The sequence below is a fragment of the Pseudorhodoferax sp. genome (assembly GCF_047601025.1).
GTDB lineage: Bacteria > Pseudomonadota > Gammaproteobacteria > Burkholderiales > Burkholderiaceae_C > Pseudorhodoferax.
The window spans coordinates 3,057,921-3,077,623 of the sequence record NZ_JASGJZ010000001.1 but is presented as its reverse complement, the minus strand read 5'-3'; the positions used below and the strand labels follow the sequence as shown (position 1 = coordinate 3,077,623).

Below are 19,703 nucleotides of genomic sequence, written 5' to 3'. Positions count from 1 at the left end.
TACCACGGCATCACCTCCAAACGACGGACTTCCTGGAAGAAGTGCTCCAGATCAGCACCACGAATGCCACGCCATGCGCGAACGGCACATAGTTCTGGATCAGCAATGGGACGAAGATCGCCACCTTCAGCTCCAGCGGCGCGTCGGACGTCGAAAAGCAGTAGACCAGGAACGCGAAGTAGGCAACAGCGCCGACCAGGCCGAACTCAAAGATCATCTTGAACAAGGCCATGCCATGCGCAGCATAGTTGGCCACCTCGCTGTAGCCGAGGAATGATCCCGCGCCAAATCCGAACAGCGTACGCCACATGTCCGGCCAAAGGAATTGCTCGAACATGTAGTAGCCGCCGACAAACCGGGCGAATCCGCTGGAGCCGGTGGAAGTGAATTCGTTGCTGCGATCCAGGAAGACTTTCAGAATTTCACTGTCACCGGCCCAGCCAGACGCGTAGACCGCAGCCATCAGCAATGCCGCGCAAAGAATGCAGAGCGCCACGTCCCAGCGGCGTCGCCGGACAATCCAGACGGGAAGGCACGCCATCAACGAGAGAAGTCCGGTACCGGAGTACGAAACCAGAATCCCGCAGACATAAATGGCCATCCGAACCAGGCTGGGCTTGCCCATGACCAACTCGCCGATCAATGCGATGGCCAGGAGCTGGCTGAAGAAGGAAGCCTCCAGCATGAAGACCCCATTGGAGCGAATGATGGATGATCCATATTCGATCCAGCCCTGCCCGTTGAAGCCGAGAACGCGCAATGGCTCCGGCACCAGATTGTCCATCGGGAATGCCAACTGCGGTCCGACAGCGAACTGCACAAAATACTGCACCAGGCCGCAGACGGCAATCAGCGTGGAAATTTCCCGGTACGCGCTCCAGCCACGCGCCATGCCACCAGCGGACGTCCTGCCGGCAAATACGTACGGGAAGTGGAGCACACTCAGCATCAGCAAGGACAGCAGGGAAAAGTGGTCTCCCTGGATGATCTGCAAAGACCATAGCAAGGCCATTGTTGCCATGAACAGCATGCAGCGGCCCGGATCCACCACCAGGCGCCCGGCCGCCAGGCCGACCAGCCATCCCAGATAAATGAACGGGATCGCCAATGAAATACCCAGAGACGCAAGCTTGGGAGCGCCGATCTTGGATACGAATGTCACCCCGGCGAGCGGCAGCCTGGCGGCCCACCAGTCGATCCGACGGAAGAAACTTCGTCGATCGAAGCATGCAACGCTGCCGTCCGGCCTGGTCCATGGGACGGCCGAAACACCCGCCGGCCGAATGGCTTGCTGCTCCGTCATTCCGAACCAGCACCTGAAGCCGCGGCGCACGGCGCATCGTGCGACCACGGACGTTCGCGGACGTTGATCAGGCCGCCAAGGAACCCGAGCGCCCATGCCCAGTGCATGACGGCGGCGGCCGGACCCGCCAACAAACCGCAGGCAGATCCTTTGCGCACGGCCAGCGCCAACGAGACGGCAAGCAGAACCGCCGCATACGCGGCCGGCAGCAGCAGCAGCCACGGCTGCCAGACGCTCAATGCAATGGCTGCGATGCACGTCGCGACAAACAGCGGCACCGCGAGTTGGCGCACGCGCACAGAGCCTGGGTGGCGCCGTACCGTGCGCGAGCGCCCGCGCCCGTATCCGAAATATTGGCGCCACAGGCCCCGCACTGTCGCGCGCGGCTGATAGCCCAAACGGATCCGGGCGTCCAGGTAGATGCGGCTGCCGAGAGCACGCTGACGGCAATCCAGCTCGGCATCCTCGTTGTGGGTGAAGCTTTCGTCGTAGCCGCCGGCCCGAAGGAAGCTCGCCATGCGAAAGGCGGCATGGTGGCCGTGGTCGATGAAGCCACTGGTCTGCCCGCCACGGTGCGCCGATCCGCCCGAACCGACCGGCGTATCGGACACCCAGGCGACAGCCCGCTGCCAGCAGCCACTGCCATGCGAATCCATGGGCACGACGACGGCGTCCGCCCCGGTCCGTTCCAGCGTCTGTACGAGCTGCCGCACGAACCCCTCCGGATAGTCCGCGTGCGCGTCGCAACGGACCAGGATGTCGGCATCACGCCCTTCGACCCGCGCCGCCAGATTCACCGCGGCACTCTGGATGCGCTTCGGATTCGGGAGCAGCGACAGCCATGGCCGCGTCTGCGCCATCTGCTGCACACGCTGTACCGTCCCGTCGGTGCTGCCGCCATCGGCGACCACGATCTTCACGGCCCGTCCTGGCGGCCAATCCCGCGCCAGCGTGTCGATCACGCCTTCGATCGTGGCGTTCTCGTTCAGCGTGGGAATCACGACCAGGATGGAACGCAGGGCCTCAGTGGTCATTGAGCATCACCCCCGCAAGCTTGGCGTGGGCACGGCCCACCTGAGTCACCAGGGATTGCAGCGCGTCCATGCGCGTACGGTTGCGGCGCCCCAGCACCAGGCCGGCACCGCAACGCGCCGCCAGCACGCGGCTGTCGGCGCCATGCATGGCCGCCGGCGTGTCGACCACGACATGGTCGTACCGGGACAGCAGATCCTGTAGCAGGAAGCCGAAATTGGCGCGCTGCATCAGTTCCAGCGGATTGGGTGGCAGCGTGCCGGCCGACAGCAGGTACAGGCCCGGCAGGGCCGGTATCGGGACGGCCACGTCGCTGGCGGCCCGCCCGGCGAGGATGTTGGACAGGCCGGCCCCGGGCCCGACGCCGAACAACTGGTGCTGCCGCGGGGTGCGCATGTCTGCGTCCACCAGCAGCGTGCGCTCGCCCAGCTGGCTGAACGCCACCGCCAGGTTCGCCGCGAAGAAGGTCTTGCCGTCGCCGATGTCGGGGCTCAGCACGGCCAGCGCGCGGCGTGGCTGGTCGACGGCCAGCACGCCCATCAGCAACTGGCTGCGCACGTCGCGGAACACCTCGGCCGCCTCGCCGAACGGGTCGCCGGCGGTGACCAGCTCGTCGCTCAGCTGTGTCAGGTCCCCCTCCGCCGCGTAGGGGTAGTGGAACTGCTGCGACAGCGCCCACAGCACGTCGTCGCGCGAGGCCAGCTGCAAGGCGATGGCGGCCTCGCCGAAACGCACCCCGTGCTGGCGCTGGTGCTGCAGGATCAGCTCGATCTGGCGTGCATCGAGCCGGCGCAGCTCGCTGATGAGATCGCCAATCGGCCGCTCCTCCAACGCTCCGGCCGCGGGCGCGGGAGCCACGGCCCGCAACGTCTCGACATGCGGCGCCTGCGGCTCCGCATCGGCTGCCGGCCCCTCCGGCTGCGGCGTCCTGGCGCGCAGCGTCTGCCGGCTGAAAGACGAGGTGGTCATGAGTGCGATCCCTCCTGCTGTGGCAACGAACGCAAGCCGTGCGCCGGCCCGGCTGCGATCTGCGCCGCCCAGCGCGCACCACGGCCTTCGACACCGCGGCGCTGACGGTGCGCATGGCCCGGCAGCACGCCCAGCAGCGGCTGCCTCAAGCCCTGCAGCACATCGGCTGTGGTACGCACGCGCCGGTCGCGCAGTTCTCGCATCAACGCTGTCGCCAACGCGAGCAGCACGCCCACGATGACCGCCACCGCCATATTCAATACGGTTCGCGGCGATGAAGGCGTGGGCGGCGGCGTCGCCTGCTTCAGCACGCTGACGTTGGTCTGGGTGGCATGGCTCTCCACGCTGGCCTGGCTGGCCTTGGCCAGCACCGCGTCGTAGGCGCGGCGGGCGTTCTCCACATCGCGCTCCAGCACCCCGGCTTCGTCGCGCTGCGCCTTCAGCCGCAACAGCTTGGCGCGCTGCGCGTCGATGGCCGCGATCGTCTGGCCCAGCCGCTCGCGGTTGACGCTGTGGTTCACCGCAATGCCCTCGGCAACGCGCCGGGTCTCGGCCGTCACGCGCCGGCGCAACTCGGCGATCTTCCCGGCCAGCTCCCTCATCTCCGGGTGGTTGGCGCCGAGCCGGGTGCCCAGCTCGCGCTGTTGTGCCTCGTAGCGGGCCAGTTCGGTCGTCATGGCACCGATGACGGGATTGGCCAGCACCTCGGGCATCTGGTCCGGATGGGCGGTCGACTGGCGCAGCCGGCCAGCGGACTCGTCGGCCTGCCCCTGCAGGGCCACCAGTTGCGACGACAACTCGGCGAGTCGCTGGTTCTCGACGTCGACGCGCTCGTCGGTCGCCACCAGGCCGTTCCTGCGCTGGTAGGACGACAGTCGCGCCTGCGCCTGTTCGAGCTCCTCGCGCAGCTGCTTGCCATGGGCGTCGAAGAAGCCGCTGTACTGGCGCGCCGGTTGCACGCGCAGTTCCAGCGTGGTGTCGATGTAGGCGCGCACCCAGGCATTGACGACGTCCGCCGCGCGTTCCGCATCGGCCGCCGTGTAGGAGATGGTGATCATGTTGGAGTCGCGCGTCGGCGTGGCGTCCAGCTTGCGCAGCAACCCGGCCACCAGCCAGGACGAGAAGCTGCCCTTGCCTCCGGTGGCCTCCTGCCAGGCGGCACGCAGGCTGGCGTCCTGCTCGAGCCCGAGCGACTGCACCACGCGCAAGGCCACGCGCTCGCTCTGCACCACGCTCAGCTGCGTGCCCATGTAGCTGGACACGGTCATGCCCGGCAACACCACGCCCGCGATCGGATCGGGCGACTTCACGTCCAGCACCACCGCAGCGGTGGCGGTGTATTCGGGCGTACGCAGCCAGGTCACCGCGCCCACGACCACCACCACGGCGAGCCACACCAGCGCGGCGCACTTCCAGCGTGCACGCAACAGCACCAGAAATTCAGCGAGTCTCATGCGCACTGCTGCGTGCAATTCTTAGGCCAGACAACCCGGTCGAACCGGCTTGCTAGTCCATTCGGGCCAGCTAGTCCATTCAGACTATTGCTGCACTGCAGCATGTCCTCCAGACTGGCCGCAATGCCTGATGTCCAGGCATGCCGTAGGGAGGCCTAAATGCGTAAATCGCTGTCCATCGTCTTGTCTGCCGTGGTACTGGCCTGTGCGGGTGTCTCGCAGGCTTCGGTCGACGGCGGTCCGCGCGTATCCGGGGTCGATTCGTTCACCCTGCGCGTCCAGCAATTCACCGGCTGGCTGCAACCTTCCGCGGACACGCTGCGCGGCACGGGCACAGCGGCCAGCGGCGGCCCGCGCAGCAGCACCCCCAGCGCCAGCACGTCGACCAGCGAGGAAGAGGACAACCAGCTCATGCTGCTGGTCAGCCTGATGATCATGGCCGTGATCATCAGGCGGCACTACGGCACGCGCGAATAGGGCGCAGGCGATCCGTCCCGGCGGCGCCGGCAGTCCCTGCAGGCCTGCGTCACGGGCACACGTCACATCGCTGGCCAGCGCACTGGCCGGCGGCCAGCAGGCCTGTGCGACACTGCCCGCCCCGCCCCTCGCGCCCCTGGCATGTACGAACGCATCCTGACCGTCTGCACCGGCAACCTGTGCCGCAGCCCGCTCGCCGAGGCCCTGCTGCGGCTGCAGCTGGCGCGCGACGGGCGCCACGATGCGCAGGTGCGCTCGGCCGGGTTGCGGGCGCAGCCGGGCAAGACGGTGGACGACACCATGCTGTTCATCGCGCGCGCGCAGCCGGCGCTGCTGCGCGAGCTGGAGGCCCACCGCGCGCAGCCGGTCAACGGCACGCTGCTGTGGTGGGCGGACCTGATCCTGGTGATGGAGCCGGGCCAGGCGCGGGAGGTGGCCAAGCTCGACCCCATGGCGCGCGGCAAGGTGCACCTGCTCGGCGAGCTGACGCAGGCCCGCAGCATCGGTGACCCGTACCTCCGGCATGAATCGGTGTACCGCGAAACCTGGCAGGCGGTGGAAGCCGCGGTCGCGGCCTGGCGCGGCCCCATCAACCAGCCCGGCTGACGCCGCGGGCATGGGCGGGCGGCGGTCAGTCCGGCAGGCGCTCGATCCGCTGGCCGGCCACCGGCTGCAGCAGGTGCTCGGGCACCCGCTGCGGCGCGATCTCGCGCAGCGGATGCAGCACGAAGGCGCGCTGCCACATGCGCGGGTGCGGCACAGCCAGGCGCGGCTCGTCGATCGTGGCGTCGCCGTACAGCAGCAGATCCAGGTCCAGCGTGCGTGGCGCGTGGCGGTAGGGGCGCAGGCGGCCGGCCGCGTGTTCCAGCGCCTGTAGCCGGTCGAGCAGCGCCAGCGGCACCAGCGTGGTGGCGACCTCCGCCACGGCGTTGAGGTAGTCGGGGCCGCCGGCATCGACCGGCGCCGTGCGGTACACCGATGAGGCGCGCACCAAGCGGGTGCCGGGCAGGCGATCCAGCGCTGCCAGGGCGGACGCGATGGCCGCCTGCGCATCGCCCAGGTTGGCCCCCAGGCCGATGAAGGCCGTCACCGGCGCGGCATCTGCGCGCGCACCTTCCATGGCGCCGCGGATCAATCCGCTCCGTCCGGCGCAGCCGGCGCCGCGGCCGCGCGCTCGCCGGCGGGCTTGCGGCGGCGCCGGCGCTTCTTCGGTGCGGCCGCGGCGGCCTCGTCGGCCGGGGCCGCTTCCTGCGGGGCGGGCGCGTCCTCGGCCGCGGCGCGCCGCGGCCCCTTGACGACACGCACCCGCTGGCGCCCCTGCTCCTCGCGCACCTGCTCCAGCAGATCCTGGCGGCGCTCGTCGCTGGCCTGGCTGAATTCCTGCCACCACTCGGCCAGCGCCTCGTCGATCTCGCCGACGTCGGCGCGCAGCCGCATGAAGTCGAACGCGGCGCGGAAGCGCGGCTGCTCCACCAGGCTGTACGGCGCGCTGCCGCTGCGCTTGTCGAAGCGCGGCTGCATGGCCCAGGTCTCGCGCATGTCGCCGGCCAGCTTGCCGCGGCCGGAGACGTCGCCGATGCGGGCGCTGAACACGTCCTCGATCGCGTCCATCAGCGCCTGGTACGGCGGCTGGCGGCGAGCACCTTCCAGGCGTGCCTTCCAGCCGTCGCGCACGTCGGCCCACAGCACGCAGGCCAGCAGGAAGCTCGGCGCCACCGGCTTGCCCTCGCCGACGCGGCGGTCGGTGTCCTGCAGCGCGGCGTTCACGAAGGGCTGCCCGGCGCGCTCGACCACGAGGTCGAGCAGCGGATAGATGCCGCGCGCCAGGCCCAGGGCCTGGAGCTGCTCGATCGTGGCCAGCGAGTGGCCGGTCTGCAGCAGCTTGAGCATCTCGTCGAACAGCCGGCTCTGCGGCACGTCGGCCAGCAGCTGCTGCGACTGCACCAGCGGCGCGGCCGTCTTGGGGTCCAGCTTGAAGCCCAGCGCCTTGAGCTTGGCCGAGAAGCGCACGGCACGGATGATGCGCACCGGATCCTCGCGGTAGCGCGCGGCGGGGTCGCCGATCATGCGGATGCGGCGGCGCTGCACGTCCTTCAGGCCGTCGTGGTAGTCCACCACGATCTGGCGCCCGGGGTCGTAGTACATCGCGTTGATGCTGAAGTCGCGCCGCGCGGCATCTTCCTCCTGCGGGCCCCAGACGTTGTCGCGCAGCACGCGGCCGCTGGCGTCCACGGCGTGCTGCAGGCCGGCCAGCTCGCTCTTGCTGGTGCGCTCGTTGCCGGCCACCTGCTCGGCGGCGGCACTGTCCAGGTAGGCGCGGAAGGTGGAGACCTCGATCACCTCGTGCTCGCGCCCGCGGCCATAGACCACGTGCACGATGCGAAAGCGGCGCCCGATGATGAAGGCGCGGCGGAACAGGCCCTTGACCTGCTCGGGCGTAGCGTTGGTGGCCACGTCGAAATCCTTGGGCTTCAGGCCCACCAGCAGGTCGCGCACGGCGCCTCCGACGATGTAGGCCTCGTAGCCGGCCTTCTGCAGGGTCTCGACGACGTTGAGGGCGCGCTCGTCGACCAGCTTGGGGTCGATGCCGTGGATCTCGGCCGGGATTTCCTGGCGCTTGCCGAAGCGGGCCTTGCCGCGCGCGGCGCCCTTGCCCAGCAGTTTGTCGATGAATGTCTTGATCATGTGATTTTGTCGAACAGGTCCAGCACGTGCCAGCCGCGCTCCTGCGCGATGGCGCGCAGGCGGTCGTCGGGATTGGTCGCCACCGGCACCTGGACCTTCTCCAGCAGCGGCAGGTCGTTGATGGAGTCGGAATAGAAGGTGCAGTGCACGTCGTCGAAGGACAGGCCGCGCTCGGCCAGCCAGGCCTGCACGCGCGTGACCTTGCCCTCGCGCGCCGACGGCACGCCGCGGATCGCGCCGGTGATCCAGTCGCCGCTGCCGCCGGGCAGCGGCGCGCGCTCCAGCTCCACCGCGATCAGGTGGGGAATGCCCAGCCGCCGTGCGATCGGCCGCGTCACGAACTCGTTGGTCGCCGTCACCAGCACCAGCGTGTCGCCGTGCGCGCGGTGCTGCTCCACCAGCGCGTGCGCGGCCGGCAGCAGCGCCGGCTCCACCACCTCGCGCATGAAGTCGGCATGCGCGGCGGCGGCGGCCTGCGGGCCGCGCTGGCGCACCGCGTCGGTGGCGAAGCGCACGTAGTCGTGGATGTCGAGCGTGCCGGCCTTGTAGTGCGCGTAGAACTCGTCGTTGCGCTGCGCGAAGGCTTCGGGGTCCGTCCAGCCGATGCGGGTGGTGTAGACGCCCCAGGCGTAGTCGGAATCGATCTGCAGCAGCGTGTGGTCCAGATCGAACAAGGCCAGGTTCAAGCGTGCTCCAGCATGGACTTGATCAGCGGGATGGTGATGGCGCGCTGGGTCTGCAGCGCATAGCCGTCCAGCCGCTCCAACAGCTGGGCCAGGCTGGCCAGGTCGCGGCTGAAGCGCCGCAGCATGAAGTCCATCACCTCGTCGGACAGGAAGATGCCGCGCGCGTCGGCCTGCTGGCGCAGCACGGCGCGGCGCTCGGGCTCGGACAGCGGCTGCAGCTGGAACACGTGGCCCCAGCCCAGGCGGCTGCGCAGGTCCTCGCGCAGCGGCAGGTCGGCCGGCGGCAGGCTGCCGGCGGCCAGCACCCAGCGCTGGCCGCCCTGGGCGTTGACGAACCAGTTGAACGCAGCGTGCTGCTGCACGGCGGTGTAGCGCTGCACGTCGTCCAGCAGCACGGCGGCCCAGGCCTCGTCGAATTCGGGCGGCTCCGCGACCGAGGGATCCAGCCAGCCCACGCGCGCACCCTGCTCGCGCAGGGCGCCGCGCACGGCCTCCAGCAGATGCGTCTTGCCGCTGCCCTCCGGCCCCCAGAGATAGGTCGGCACCGGCGAGCGCGTCGGGCTGCCGGCCCACAGCTGCAGGTGCTGCAGCACGGCCTGGTTCGGCCCGGCGAGGAAATTCGCCAGCGTGGGGCCGGAAGCCAGACCGATGTCGAGGGCCAGTTGATGCATGGAAGAGGGCACGGATGACGGGGGAGCCCCCGTAGAATTCGCGCGGATTTTAGTCTCCCAGGCCTTTCCCCCGTGCCGTCGCTGGCACCCTCCCCATGAGCCCTACCCCCCCCTCCCCCGCCCCGCTGTCATACAAGGACGCCGGCGTCGACATCGATGCCGGCGACGCGCTGGTCGAGCGCATCAAGCCGCTGGCGAAGAAGACGCTGCGCGAAGGCGTGCTGGCCGGCATCGGCGGCTTCGGCGCGCTGTTCGAGGTGCCCAGGCGCTACCGGGAACCGGTGCTGGTCTCGGGCACCGACGGCGTGGGCACCAAGCTCAAGCTGGCCTTCGAGTGGAACATGCACGACACGGTGGGCATCGACCTGGTGGCTATGAGCGTCAACGACGTGCTGGTGCAGGGCGCCGAGCCGCTGTTCTTCCTGGACTACTTCGCCTGCGGCAAGCTGGACGTGGACACCGCGGCCGCCGTGGTCGGCGGCATCGCGCGCGGCTGCGAGCTGTCGGACTGCGCGCTGATCGGCGGCGAGACGGCCGAAATGCCCGGCATGTACCCGGCCGGCGAGTACGACCTGGCCGGCTTCGCGGTCGGCGCCGTCGAGAAGTCGAAGATCCTGACCGGCCGCAACGTGGCCGAGGGCGACGTGGTGCTGGGCCTGGCCTCCAGCGGCGTGCATTCCAACGGCTTCAGCCTGGTGCGCAAGTGCATCGAGCGCGCCGGCGCCGGCCTGCCCGCGCAGCTGGACGGCAAGCCGTTCCGCCAGGCCGTGATGGAGCCCACGCGGCTGTACGTCAAGCCGGTGCTGGCCGCGCTGGCCGCGCACCCGGCGGATGCCGCCTCGTCCGGCGGCATCAAGGCGCTGGCCCACATCACCGGCGGCGGGCTGCTGGAGAACATTCCGCGCGTGCTGCCCGAGGGCCTGGGCGCGCAGCTGGCCCAGGGCAGCTGGCCGCGCAGCGAGCTGTTCGCCTGGCTGCAGCAGACGGCCGGCATCGGCGACCACGAGATGAACCGCACCTTCAACAACGGCATCGGCATGGTGGTGGTGGTGGCGCCCGAGGACGCCGACGCCGTGGCCGCCACGCTGCGCGCGCACGGCGAGACGGTGCACCGCATCGGCCGCATCGTGCCGCGCGGCCAGGACGCCGCCGTCACGCTGGCTTGAGAAGCCGGGAACGCCTCTCTCGCACCCACACGGGGCCCTGGTCAGCAATCACCCTAGAAACGGCAGTCGGGTGACGTCGAAAACGAAGCAAAGCAAGTGCTGGCACGGGGTGGCGGCCGTTCTCGACAACTGCAGAGCCGTTCCACATGGGTGCGTCGCACAGTCGATCCGTTCCAAGGAGCGGCAAGCACTTGCCTGCGTTCCGACCAGCCAACTGCTGTTGTGAGGGCCACTCGCACTGCCAGCGCCGTGCCCGGGGCCTCGCCCTTGGGGCCGTGGCATGCCTCCCATGCGGGCGTTGCCGTCCCTGCCCTGGCATGAGCCAGGGCGGCGGCCTGCGCCTACGCCTGTGGCCCGGCACACCCCGCCGTGGGCGCGATCGATTCATGCACGGCTTCCGAGCAGCGCCCCGTCCCGCGCCGCCAGCCAGTCCAGGAAGGCCCGCAGCGCCGGGCTGACCTGGCGCCGGCCCGGGTAGTACAGCGCGAAGCCCGGCTCGTCCGGCCGCCAGTCATCCAGCACGCTCACCAGCCGCCCACCGGCCAGCGCCGGCGCGGCCATGGCCTCGTAGAGATAGGCCCAGCCCACGCCGTCCAGCGCGGCGCGCAGCGCCAGGCGCTGGTCGTCCACCGTCAGCGGGCCGTCGACCTCGATCGCGCAGGCCTGCTCGCCGCGGCGGAACTCCCAGCGCAGCAGGCTGCCGCTCGGAAAACGCTGGCGCACGCAGGGCAGGCCCGCCAGTTCCTGCGGCACGGCCGGCCGGCCGCGTGCCGCCACGGCCGGGGACGCGACCACGACGAAGCGCTGGCGCGGCCCCAGCGGCAGCGCGACCATGCCGCGCGGCAGTTGCTCGGGAAAGCGCACGCCGGCGTCGAAGCCGGCCTGCACGATGTCGACCAGCCCGTCCTGGCTCGCCACCTCCAGGTGGATGCCCGGATGCGCGCGCAGGAAGTCGGCCAGCAGCGGCGCCAGCCACAGGCTGCAGGCGCTGCGCGGCACGTTCAGCCGCAAGGTGCCGCGCACCTCGGCCCGGAACGCGCCGACATCGGCCAGCGCGGCGTCCAGGCCGGCCAGCAGCGGGCACAGTTCCGCCAGCAGGTGGGCGCCGGCCTCGGTCGGCGCCACGCTGCGCGTGGTGCGCTGCAGCAACGGCACGCCGACCGCCTGTTCCAGCGTGCGCACCGCCTGGCTCAGCGCCGAGGGCGACACGTTCAGCGCCCGCGCGGCGCGGCGGTAGCTGCGCCATTCGGCGACGGCGGCGAGTGCACGCAGATGCAGCAGTTCGGGAGCAGGCATGGTGCGATTGTGCAGCTCAGCCGCACAGTGCATGCAGCGTCGGCCGGATTGTTCAGCACACCGTGACAGCGCATCATCGGCGGCGAAAGGAACAACGCATGTCTTCGACCCCCACCCCCGCCACCCGCCCGCTCGCCGGCCGCCAGATCCATCCCCTGGGCCTGGGCTGCATGGGCATGAGCGAGTTCTACGGCCCGTCCGACGACGCCGAGTCGCTGGCCACGCTGCAGGCCGCGTTCGACCTCGGCGTGCGCCATTTCGACACGGCCGACACCTACGGCCTGGGCCACAACGAGGAACTGCTGGGCCGCTTCCTGCGCACGCTGGCGCCGGCCCGGCGCGACGAGGCCCTGGTCGCCACCAAGTTCGGTATCGTGCGCGCGCCGGGCCGCTACGAGCGGCGCATCGACAACTCGCCGGCCTATGTCCGCGCGGCCTGCGATGCCTCGCTGCGCCGGCTCGGCGTGGAACGCATCGCGCTGTACTACTGCCACCGGCGCGACCCGCAGGTGCCGCTGGCCGACGTGGTGGGCGTGCTGTCCGACCTGGTGCGCGAGGGCAAGGTCGGCGCCATCGGTTTCTCGGAGATCGGCGCGGACAGCCTGCGCGCCGCCCACGCCCAGCACCCCGTGGCCGCGGTGCAGTCCGAATACTCGCTGTGGGAACGCAGCGCCGAGGCCGAGGTGCTGCCGGCCGCGCGCGCCCTGGGCGTGGCCTTCGTGGCCTACAGCCCGCTGGGCCGCGCCTTCCTGACCGACCAGCCGCCGGCGGCCCGGGATCTCGCCGCGGACGACTTCCGCCGCGCGCTGCCGCGCCTGCAGGGCGAGGCCGGCGCCGCCAACCTGCGGCTGCAGCAGACGCTGGCCGCCGTCGCCGGCCGGCTCGGCCAGGGCAGCGCGGCCGTGGCGCTGGCCTGGCTGCTGCAGCGCCAGCCGCATGTGCTGGCGATCCCCGGCACCCGCCGGCAGGGCCATCTGCGGCAGAACCTCGCGGCCTGCGAACTGGTGCTGCCGCCACCGGTCATGGACGAACTGGACGCGCTGTTCCACGCCGGCCAGGTGCAGGGCGAGCGCTACCCGCAGGCCGGCTGGGCCGGCATCGAGCATCAGCCCAGCGGCGGCAGGGCGGCGTAGGCCTTGTCCAGCGCCATCCAGGTCACCAGCACCGCGCCGAAGCCCATCACGCAGTACAGCACGCGGTGGATGTCCTCCTTGGGCCGCGGCATGGCCCAGACCTCCTGGAACGGGCGGCCGAACGAACTGCGCACGCGGTCCAGCCGGCGCCGGCCGATGGTGATGGCCTTCTGCATGCGCCTGATCGCCAGCACGCCGTACAGGCAGACCGCCCAGGTCATCGCCACCAGGCCCCAGGCGTGCCAATTGCCGGCGCGCACGGCGTCGTCGAACTGTTGCACGCCGGCCAGCAGCATGGCGTAGATGGCCAGCGCATAGGCGCCGGCCCACCATTGCTGGCGCGTGGACAGTTCGATGTCCGCGACGCAGGCGCCGTAGAGCATGTGCAGTTCCACGCGGTCCAGTTCCGTCAGTTCCCCGAAACCCGAAGTCGAATCCATGCACCGGCCCTCCTTGATTGGCGCGCAATCTACAGCATGTGGCGTGCCATGCGCGTGTAGAGTCCCATCCCTTCCAGGAGGGTGAGCGGATGGCAGCGTATCTGATCGGCGATGTGCAGGGTTGCGACGAGGCGCTCGGCCGGCTGCTGCAGGCGATCGATTTCTCGCCCAGCCGCGACCGGCTCTACCTGCTCGGCGACCTGGTCAACCGCGGCCCGGCCTCGGCGGCAGTGCTGCGCCGGCTGATGGCGCTGGACGGCAGCGCCCGCTGCCTGCTCGGCAACCACGACATGCACTTGTTGGCCTGCGCCCATGGCGTGCGCAAGCCCCACAAGCGCGACACGCTGGACGAACTGCTGGCCGCGCCCGACCGCCCGGCCCTGCTGGACTGGCTGCGCCGCCAGCCGCTGGCGCTGCACGAGACCGTGGCCGGCCGCGAGCTGCTGATGGTGCATGCCGGCGTGCTGCCGCAATGGACGGCCGCGCGCACGGTGGAGCTGGCGGCCGAACTGCAGGACGTGCTGCGCGGGCCAGGCATCGGCGACTTCCTGCACGAGATGTACGGCAACCAGCCGGACCAGTGGCGCGAGGACCTGGCCGGCAACGACCGGCTGCGCGTGGTCATCAACGCGCTGACGCGCCTGCGCTTCTGCACGGCCGACGGCCGCATGGAGTTCGACACCAAGGAAGGCGCGGGCCAGGCCCCGGCCGGCTACATGCCGTGGTTCGAGGTGCCGGGGCGGCGCACGGCCCACGTGGCGGTGGCGTTCGGGCACTGGTCCACGCTGGGCTGGCTGGGCCGCGAAGACCTCTACTGCCTGGACACCGGCTGCGTCTGGGGCGGGCCGCTCAGCGCCCTGCGGGTCGGCGCCACGGCCGCCAGCCAGGCCCTGGTGCAGGTCGCCTGCCCGCAGGCGCAGCGGCCGGGCTGACGCCGTGCGTCAGCTGGTTTCTTCGATGGACGACGCGGCCGGGGCCGGTGCAGCAGGCGCGGCCGGCTGGGGTGCCGGCGCAGGCGCCTTGAACAGCGCCGCCAGCTTGCGCCGCTGGCGGATGTTGGCCGACACCACGCCGCTGCGCGCCGGCGCGCGTGTGTGCGCCTCCCAGGCCGGGGCGCCGGCATCGTCGCGGCGCTGCGGAGCCTCGTAGGGCTGGTCGAAGAACGGATCGGCAGGCGCCGGCGCACGGCGCGGGCCACGGGCCGTGCTGCGCTCGCCGCGGGGGCCCTGGCGCCGCTCCAGCGCGTCGCGCGGATCGTCGCCGCCCCAGGCCCGGCGGCCGTCGTTGAAGCGGCCCTGCTCGCGGACGCGCGGCATGTCCTCGTCGAACTTGAAGGCCTCCAGTTCGATCTTGCGCTTGATCAGCTTCTCGATGTCGGCGACCAGCCGCGTGTCGTTGCCGCCGCCGGCGAAGCTGACCGCCAGGCCCGAGGCTCCCGCCCGGCCGGTGCGGCCGATGCGGTGCACGTAGTCCTCGGCGTTGAACGGAATGTCGAAGTTGAACACCGCCGGCACGTCCTTGATGTCCAGCCCGCGCGCGGCCACGTCGGTGCACACCAGCAGGTCGACCTCGCCCTTCTTGAACGCGTCCAGCGCCTTCAGCCGCTCGTCCTGGCTGCGGTCGCCGTGCAGCGCGTTGGTCTTCAGGCCGTCGCGCTCCAGCGCGCGGGCCAGCCGCGCGCAGCCGAGCTTGCTGTTGACGAACACGAAGGCCTGGCGCAGCTCGCGCTGGCGCAGCACCTGGCGCAGCGCGCGGCGCTTGTTCTCCTCGGGCACCGCGTAGAAGTGCTGCTCCACCGTGGAGGCCGTGGCGTTGGCGCGCGCGACCTCGATGGTCGTCGGGTTCTGCAGGTAGCTCGAGGCCAGGCGGCGGATCTCGGGCGAGAAGGTGGCCGAGAACAGCAGCGTGGTGCGCTGCTTGGGCAGGTAGGACAGGATGCGCTGCAGGTCCGGCAGGAAGCCGATGTCCAGCATGCGGTCGGCCTCGTCGAGCACCACGTACTCGACCTGGTTCAGCACCGCGTTCTTGGCCTCGATGTGGTCCAGCAGCCGGCCCGGCGTGGCCACCAGGATCTCCACGCCCTTCTTCAGCTCGGCCGTCTGCGGCTTCATGTCGATGCCGCCGAACACCACGGTGCTGCGCAGCTGGGTGTGCTGGGCGTACAGCTTGATCTGCTGCGCAACCTGGTCGGCCAGTTCGCGCGTGGGCAGCAGCACCAGCGCGCGCACCGGGTGCCGCGCCGGCGAGGTCGATGCGTTCTCGTGGCGCAGCATGCGCTGCAGCAGCGGCAGCGAGAACGCCGCCGTCTTGCCGGTGCCGGTCTGCGCCGCGCCCATCACGTCGCGCCCCGTCAGCACCACCGGGATGGCCTGCGCCTGGATCGGCGTCATGGACTGGTAGCCCATCTCGGCCACGGCGCGCGCGAGCGGCTCGGCGAGGTTCAGCTGCGAGAACGAGGCGGTCGGGGCGGGTGCGGACGCCGCAGCGGCGTCGGCGGGAGCGGTGGCGGATTCGGTCATCGATACCAGGGTTCAGGTGCTATTCGGTCGATAGCAAACCGGCGTGCCGGGACGTGGCAAGCCTGCAATTATCGCGCAAGGGGGTGAAAACCCCGATCGGCGTGTCGGATCGGCCCGGCGGCGGGCCGGTCAGGCGCGCGCGGCCGGGATCGGCGGCACCGGCAGCCGCACGTCGCCGCACTGCGCACGGTGGCGCAGCACGTGCTCCATCACCACCAGCGCCAGCAGCGCCTCGACGATGGGCGTGGCGCGGATGCCCACGCACGGGTCGTGGCGGCCCTTGGTCACCACCTCCACCGGCTGGCCGGCGGTGTCGATGGACTGGCGCGGCGTGATGATGGAACTGGTCGGCTTGATCGCGATCGACACCTCCAGGTCCTGCCCAGTGCTGATGCCGCCCAGCACGCCGCCGGCGTTGTTGTGCTCGAAGCCCTCGGGCGTCAACGCATCGCCGTGCGTGCTGCCGCGCTGCGCCACGCTGGCGAAGCCGGCGCCGATCTCCACGCCCTTCACGGCGTTCAGGCCCATCATGGCCCAGGCGATGTCGGCGTCGAGCTTGTCGTACAGCGGCTCGCCCAGCCCGACCGGCATGCCGGTGGCCGTGACGCGCACGCGCGCGCCGCAGGAATCGCCGGACTTGCGCAGCGCATCCATGTAGGCCTCCAGCGGCGCGACATCGGCGACGGGCGCGAAGAACGGGTTCTCGGCCACGTGGTCCCAGCTCTCGAACGGGATCGCGAGCTCGCCGATCTGCGTCATGCAGCCGCGGAACACGATGCCGCAGCGCTCGCGCAGCCACTTGCGCGCGACCGCGCCGGCCGCCACCGTGGGCGCCGTCAGCCGTGCCGAGGAGCGCCCGCCGCCGCGCGGGTCGCGGATGCCGAACTTGTGCCAGTAGGTGTAGTCGGCATGGCCGGGGCGGAAGCTCTGCGCGATGGCGCCGTAGTCCTTGCTGCGCTGGTCGGTGTTGCGGATCAGCAGCGCGATCGGCGTGCCGGTGGTCCGGCCCTCGTACACGCCCGAGAGGATCTCGACCGCATCGGCCTCGTTGCGCTGGGTCACGTGGCGGCTGGTGCCGGGGCGGCGGCGGTCCAGCTCGGCCTGGATGTCGGCCTCGCCCAGTTCCATGCCGGGCGGGCAGCCGTCGATCACGCAGCCGATGGCCGGGCCATGCGATTCGCCGAAGTTGGTGACCGCGAACAGGGTGCCGAAGGTGTTGCCGCTCATAGGGGCGGGATTATCGGCGAGGCGCCGCGCACCCACCCGGGCCACGCAGGCACCGGAACAGGGCGCCGGCGGCACCGGCATGCCGCGGCCCGGACGGGACGGTCAGAACTCCGCGTCGAGCTCGTCGATCTCCTCGGGCTCGCGTTTCGCGGCGGCCACCCACTCCCGCATGGCCGGCAGCGCCATGATCCGGGCGCAGTAGTCGGCACAGGCCCTGGGCAGCGCGACGTGGTAGGTCAGGAAGCGCGTGACCACCGGCGCGTACATCGCATCGGCCATGCACGGCGCGCCGCCGAACAGGTACGGGCCGCCGTAGGCCTGCAGGCATTCGCTCCAGATCTCGACGATGCGGTCCACGTCGGCCTGCGCGCGCGACCACACCTTGAAGCCGGGGAAATCGGCCTTGATGTTCACCGGCAGCGACGAGCGCAGCGCCGAGAAGCCCGAATGCATCTCGCCGCAGATCGAGCGGCAGTGCGCCCGCGCGCCCTGGTCGCGCGGCAGCAGGCCGGCCTCGGGCCGGACCTCGTTCAGGTATTCGCCGATGGCCAGCGTGTCCCACATGTGGATGGCGCCGACCTGCAGCGCCGGCACGCGCATCGACGAGGCCAGCAGCAGCATCTCGGCCTTCATCGCCGGATCGTCCGGCGAGACCACCCGCTCCTGGAAGTCCAGGCCCGCCAGGCGGGCCATCAGCCAGCCGCGCAGGGCCCACGCTCCGTAGTTCTTGCTGGTGATCGTCAGTACTGCCTTGGTCGCCATGTCTTCGCCTCCATGCGGCTGGCGCAGTGCAAGCGCTGTGCCAGCCCGGCCGGCCGGCGCAGGCATCCCTGGCCCGCAACTTGCCTGCGCCTGCCCGTCACCACACCCCGCGAGACGCCGCATGCTCTACCAGGCCTATCAGCTCCAGTCCGATCTGATGTCGCCGATGCGCCTGCTGGCCCAGTCCCTGGGTGCCCTGCTGTGGCTGCCGAACACCGAACGCAGCCCGCTGCGCGCGCTGGCCGCCGCCTGCACCGTGTTCTCGCGCATGCGGCTGACGCACCAGCGCCCCGCCTACGGCATCGACGAGGCGCTGGTCGACGGCCAGACGGTGCCCGTGGCCGAGGAAGTCGTGCTGAAGAAGCCGTTCGGCCAGCTGCTGCACTTCAGGCGCGCGATGCCGCCGCGTGCCACGCCGCAGCCGCGCATGCTGCTGGTCGCGCCGCTGTCGGGCCACTTCTCCACGCTGCTGCGCGACACCGTGCGCACGCTGCTGCAGGACCACGACGTCTACGTCACCGACTGGATCAACGCGCGCGACGTCGCCCTGCGCCACGGCCGCTTCGGGCTGGACGACTACGTCGCCTACGTGATCGAGTTCATCGCCGCGCTCGGCCCCGGCGCGCACGTGATGGCGGTCTGCCAGCCCTGCGTGGCCGCGCTGGCCGCCACCGCGCTGATGGCCGAGGACGACCACCCGGCCCAGCCGCGCAGCCTGACGCTGATGGCCGGCCCGGTCGATTGCCGCATCAACCCCACCGCCGTGAACACGCTGGCCACCGGCCGCCCGATCGAATGGTTCGAGCAGAACCTGATCAGCCACGTGCCGCTGCCGCACGCCGGCTTCATGCGCCGCGTGTACCCCGGCTTCGTGCAGCTGGCGGCGTTCATGAGCATGAACCTGGAACGCCACCAGCACCAGTACCAGGACATGTACCGCGCCCTGCTCGACGGCGACGCGCAGAAGGCCGAGACCATCCGCGGCTTCTACGACGAATACCTGGCCGTCAACGACCTGCCGGCCGAGTTCTACCTGGAGACGGTGGAAAAGGTGTTCCAGACCCACGAACTGCCGCGCGGCCAGCTCACCTGGCGCGGGCGCAAGGTCGACACCCGCGCCATCCGCCGCACCGCGCTGCTGACCGTGGAAGGCGAACGCGACGACATCTGCGCGGTCGGCCAGACGCTGGCCGCGCAGGACCTGTGCAGCAGCGTGCGTCCCTCCCGCAGGCTGCACCACGTGCAGACCGGCGTGGGCCACTACGGCGTGTTCAGCGGCCGCAAATGGGCCCAGCAGATCTACCCGCGCGTGCGGGACATGGTGCATTCGCTGGCCGCCTGAAGCGACGCGGCCCCCTCGCCGGGCGCCGCGCGCCCGCGGCGTTCAGCTCTTCTCGGCCTCGTCTTCGGCCGGCCAGTCGCGGATGTAGGCCTTGAGCATCTTGTTCTCGAAGTTCTGGCTGTCCACCACGGCCTTGGCCACGTCGTAGAAGCTGATCACGCCCATCAGCATGCGCTTGTCCATGACCGGCATGTAGCGGGCATGGCGCTCCAGCATCATGCGGCGCACCTCGTCGAGCTCGGTCTCCGTCGTGCAGGTCAGCGGTGCGTCGTCCATCGCGCTGCGCACCAGCACCGTGCCCAGGCTGTTGCCGTTCTTCACGATGCTCTGGATCACTTCGCGGAAGGTCAGCATGCCCACCAGGTCGCCGCGCTCCATCACGACCAGCGAGCCGATGTCCTTCTCCGACATCAACTGCACCGCATCGGCCAGCGGCTCCTCGGGCGTGACGGTGAACAGCACATTGCCTTTGACGCGCAGGATGTCGCTGACTTTCATGGGGCCCTCCAAAGTGGTCATCCGCAACGCGGAACTGTCAAGG

At 70.6% G+C, this 19,703-nt stretch carries 20 protein-coding genes; 6 read left to right on the top strand and 14 right to left on the bottom strand.

Annotated elements, in window-relative coordinates; translation table 11 throughout:
- Positions 1-10: 10 nt before the first annotated feature.
- Genes QM782_RS14470 through epsF form a run of 4 tightly spaced genes read right to left on the bottom strand, consistent with a single transcriptional unit; the run spans position 11 to position 4,758 of the window.
- On the bottom strand, positions 11-1,303 hold the full coding sequence (locus QM782_RS14470; RefSeq protein WP_415203604.1) for a hypothetical protein: 1,293 nt from the start codon (positions 1,301-1,303) through the stop codon (positions 11-13).
- Positions 1,300-2,337: a glycosyltransferase family 2 protein gene (locus tag QM782_RS14465; protein ID WP_415203603.1), complete on the bottom strand. Its 1,038-nt coding sequence runs from the start codon at positions 2,335-2,337 to the stop codon at positions 1,300-1,302. Before QM782_RS14465 ends, QM782_RS14470 begins: the two co-directional genes overlap by 4 nt.
- The gene (locus QM782_RS14460) at positions 2,327-3,304 is read right to left on the bottom strand and encodes a polysaccharide biosynthesis tyrosine autokinase (RefSeq protein ID WP_415203602.1); all 978 of its coding nucleotides are present in this window, start codon (positions 3,302-3,304) and stop codon (positions 2,327-2,329) included. The genes QM782_RS14465 and QM782_RS14460 overlap by 11 nt, the downstream gene beginning before the upstream one ends.
- Positions 3,301-4,758 (bottom strand): chain length determinant protein EpsF, encoded by a 1,458-nt coding sequence (gene epsF / locus QM782_RS14455; protein ID WP_415203601.1) that lies wholly within the window; start codon positions 4,756-4,758, stop codon positions 3,301-3,303. Before epsF ends, QM782_RS14460 begins: the two co-directional genes overlap by 4 nt.
- Before the next feature lie 159 nt (positions 4,759-4,917).
- Between epsF and QM782_RS14450 the strand changes: the two genes are divergently transcribed.
- Positions 4,918-5,235 carry a hypothetical protein gene (locus QM782_RS14450; protein WP_415203600.1) on the top strand — a complete coding sequence of 106 codons (318 nt, stop codon included), beginning with the start codon at positions 4,918-4,920 and terminating at the stop codon, positions 5,233-5,235.
- Positions 5,236-5,376: 141 nt separating this feature from the next.
- Positions 5,377-5,841 (top strand): low molecular weight protein-tyrosine-phosphatase, encoded by a 465-nt coding sequence (locus tag QM782_RS14445; RefSeq protein WP_415203599.1) that lies wholly within the window; start codon positions 5,377-5,379, stop codon positions 5,839-5,841.
- Positions 5,842-5,866: 25 nt separating this feature from the next.
- Here QM782_RS14445 and folK read toward each other — a convergent pair whose 3' ends face one another.
- Genes folK through hda form a run of 4 tightly spaced genes read right to left on the bottom strand, consistent with a single transcriptional unit; the run spans position 5,867 to position 9,277 of the window.
- Complete coding sequence (gene folK / locus QM782_RS14440; RefSeq protein ID WP_415203598.1) at positions 5,867-6,355, bottom strand: 2-amino-4-hydroxy-6-hydroxymethyldihydropteridine diphosphokinase; 489 nt, start codon at positions 6,353-6,355, stop codon at positions 5,867-5,869.
- 11 nt (positions 6,356-6,366) lie between these two features.
- The gene (gene pcnB, locus QM782_RS14435) at positions 6,367-7,920 is read right to left on the bottom strand and encodes a polynucleotide adenylyltransferase PcnB (RefSeq protein ID WP_415203597.1); all 1,554 of its coding nucleotides are present in this window, start codon (positions 7,918-7,920) and stop codon (positions 6,367-6,369) included.
- Entirely contained in the window at positions 7,917-8,606 is a 690-nt protein-coding gene (locus QM782_RS14430) for an HAD family hydrolase (RefSeq protein WP_415203596.1), read from the bottom strand. The genes pcnB and QM782_RS14430 overlap by 4 nt, the downstream gene beginning before the upstream one ends.
- The gene (gene hda, locus QM782_RS14425; protein WP_415203595.1) at positions 8,603-9,277 is read right to left on the bottom strand and encodes a DnaA regulatory inactivator Hda; all 675 of its coding nucleotides are present in this window, start codon (positions 9,275-9,277) and stop codon (positions 8,603-8,605) included. The genes QM782_RS14430 and hda overlap by 4 nt, the downstream gene beginning before the upstream one ends.
- Positions 9,278-9,372: 95 nt before the next feature.
- Here hda and purM point away from each other — a divergent pair, with 95 nt between their 5' ends.
- Positions 9,373-10,443, top strand: coding sequence for a phosphoribosylformylglycinamidine cyclo-ligase (purM, locus tag QM782_RS14420; RefSeq protein ID WP_415203594.1), 1,071 nt, complete (start codon positions 9,373-9,375; stop codon positions 10,441-10,443).
- Between the two features lie 384 nt (positions 10,444-10,827).
- On the opposite strand, the gene QM782_RS14415 is transcribed toward purM, so the two are convergent.
- Positions 10,828-11,739 carry a LysR family transcriptional regulator gene (locus QM782_RS14415; RefSeq protein ID WP_415203593.1) on the bottom strand — a complete coding sequence of 304 codons (912 nt, stop codon included), beginning with the start codon at positions 11,737-11,739 and terminating at the stop codon, positions 10,828-10,830.
- A gap of 98 nt (positions 11,740-11,837) precedes the next feature.
- Between QM782_RS14415 and QM782_RS14410 the strand changes: the two genes are divergently transcribed.
- Positions 11,838-12,872, top strand: coding sequence for an aldo/keto reductase (locus tag QM782_RS14410; RefSeq protein ID WP_415203592.1), 1,035 nt, complete (start codon positions 11,838-11,840; stop codon positions 12,870-12,872).
- Here the strand turns inward: QM782_RS14410 and QM782_RS14405 are convergent.
- Entirely contained in the window at positions 12,845-13,312 is a 468-nt protein-coding gene (locus QM782_RS14405) for a hypothetical protein (RefSeq protein WP_415203591.1), read from the bottom strand. The genes QM782_RS14410 and QM782_RS14405 overlap by 28 nt on opposite strands.
- A gap of 89 nt (positions 13,313-13,401) precedes the next feature.
- Here QM782_RS14405 and QM782_RS14400 point away from each other — a divergent pair, with 89 nt between their 5' ends.
- Positions 13,402-14,244 carry a symmetrical bis(5'-nucleosyl)-tetraphosphatase gene (locus QM782_RS14400; protein WP_415203590.1) on the top strand — a complete coding sequence of 281 codons (843 nt, stop codon included), beginning with the start codon at positions 13,402-13,404 and terminating at the stop codon, positions 14,242-14,244.
- A 9-nt stretch (positions 14,245-14,253) separates the two neighbouring features.
- Here QM782_RS14400 and QM782_RS14395 read toward each other — a convergent pair whose 3' ends face one another.
- The 3 genes from QM782_RS14395 to QM782_RS14385 all read right to left on the bottom strand — a co-directional run bounded on the left by QM782_RS14395 (position 14,254) and on the right by QM782_RS14385 (position 17,820).
- Positions 14,254-15,831, bottom strand: a complete 1,578-nt coding sequence (locus QM782_RS14395) for a DEAD/DEAH box helicase (RefSeq protein ID WP_415203589.1) — start codon at positions 15,829-15,831, stop codon at positions 14,254-14,256.
- Positions 15,832-15,960: 129 nt separating this feature from the next.
- On the bottom strand, positions 15,961-17,058 hold the full coding sequence (gene aroC / locus QM782_RS14390) for a chorismate synthase (RefSeq protein ID WP_415203588.1): 1,098 nt from the start codon (positions 17,056-17,058) through the stop codon (positions 15,961-15,963).
- Between the two features lie 102 nt (positions 17,059-17,160).
- Positions 17,161-17,820 (bottom strand): glutathione S-transferase, encoded by a 660-nt coding sequence (locus tag QM782_RS14385; RefSeq protein ID WP_415203587.1) that lies wholly within the window; start codon positions 17,818-17,820, stop codon positions 17,161-17,163.
- Positions 17,821-17,941: 121 nt separating this feature from the next.
- Here QM782_RS14385 and QM782_RS14380 point away from each other — a divergent pair, with 121 nt between their 5' ends.
- The gene (locus tag QM782_RS14380) at positions 17,942-19,162 is read left to right on the top strand and encodes a polyhydroxyalkanoate depolymerase (RefSeq protein ID WP_415203586.1); all 1,221 of its coding nucleotides are present in this window, start codon (positions 17,942-17,944) and stop codon (positions 19,160-19,162) included.
- Positions 19,163-19,204: 42 nt separating this feature from the next.
- Here the strand turns inward: QM782_RS14380 and QM782_RS14375 are convergent, their stop codons facing one another.
- Complete coding sequence (locus QM782_RS14375) at positions 19,205-19,660, bottom strand: CBS domain-containing protein (protein WP_415203585.1); 456 nt, start codon at positions 19,658-19,660, stop codon at positions 19,205-19,207.
- Between the last annotated feature and the right edge of the window lie 43 nt (positions 19,661-19,703).

Bases quoted from the DNA above. Each gene is read 5' to 3' on its own strand.
- QM782_RS14470 (WP_415203604.1), bottom strand. From the start codon at position 1,303: ATGACGGAGCAGCAAGCCATTCGGCCGGCGGGTGTTTCGGCCGTCCCA.
- QM782_RS14465 (WP_415203603.1), bottom strand. From the start codon at position 2,337: ATGACCACTGAGGCCCTGCGTTCCATCCTGGTCGTGATTCCCACGCTG.
- QM782_RS14460 (WP_415203602.1), bottom strand. From the start codon at position 3,304: ATGACCACCTCGTCTTTCAGCCGGCAGACGCTGCGCGCCAGGACGCCG.
- epsF (WP_415203601.1), bottom strand. From the start codon at position 4,758: ATGAGACTCGCTGAATTTCTGGTGCTGTTGCGTGCACGCTGGAAGTGC.
- QM782_RS14450 (WP_415203600.1), top strand. From the start codon at position 4,918: ATGCGTAAATCGCTGTCCATCGTCTTGTCTGCCGTGGTACTGGCCTGT.
- QM782_RS14445 (WP_415203599.1), top strand. From the start codon at position 5,377: ATGTACGAACGCATCCTGACCGTCTGCACCGGCAACCTGTGCCGCAGC.
- folK (WP_415203598.1), bottom strand. From the start codon at position 6,355: ATGGAAGGTGCGCGCGCAGATGCCGCGCCGGTGACGGCCTTCATCGGC.
- pcnB (WP_415203597.1), bottom strand. From the start codon at position 7,920: ATGATCAAGACATTCATCGACAAACTGCTGGGCAAGGGCGCCGCGCGC.
- hda (WP_415203595.1), bottom strand. From the start codon at position 9,277: ATGCATCAACTGGCCCTCGACATCGGTCTGGCTTCCGGCCCCACGCTG.
- purM (WP_415203594.1), top strand. From the start codon at position 9,373: ATGAGCCCTACCCCCCCCTCCCCCGCCCCGCTGTCATACAAGGACGCC.
- QM782_RS14415 (WP_415203593.1), bottom strand. From the start codon at position 11,739: ATGCCTGCTCCCGAACTGCTGCATCTGCGTGCACTCGCCGCCGTCGCC.
- QM782_RS14410 (WP_415203592.1), top strand. From the start codon at position 11,838: ATGTCTTCGACCCCCACCCCCGCCACCCGCCCGCTCGCCGGCCGCCAG.
- QM782_RS14405 (WP_415203591.1), bottom strand. From the start codon at position 13,312: ATGGATTCGACTTCGGGTTTCGGGGAACTGACGGAACTGGACCGCGTG.
- QM782_RS14400 (WP_415203590.1), top strand. From the start codon at position 13,402: ATGGCAGCGTATCTGATCGGCGATGTGCAGGGTTGCGACGAGGCGCTC.
- QM782_RS14395 (WP_415203589.1), bottom strand. From the start codon at position 15,831: ATGACCGAATCCGCCACCGCTCCCGCCGACGCCGCTGCGGCGTCCGCA.
- aroC (WP_415203588.1), bottom strand. From the start codon at position 17,058: ATGAGCGGCAACACCTTCGGCACCCTGTTCGCGGTCACCAACTTCGGC.
- QM782_RS14385 (WP_415203587.1), bottom strand. From the start codon at position 17,820: ATGGCGACCAAGGCAGTACTGACGATCACCAGCAAGAACTACGGAGCG.
- QM782_RS14380 (WP_415203586.1), top strand. From the start codon at position 17,942: ATGCTCTACCAGGCCTATCAGCTCCAGTCCGATCTGATGTCGCCGATG.
- QM782_RS14375 (WP_415203585.1), bottom strand. From the start codon at position 19,660: ATGAAAGTCAGCGACATCCTGCGCGTCAAAGGCAATGTGCTGTTCACC.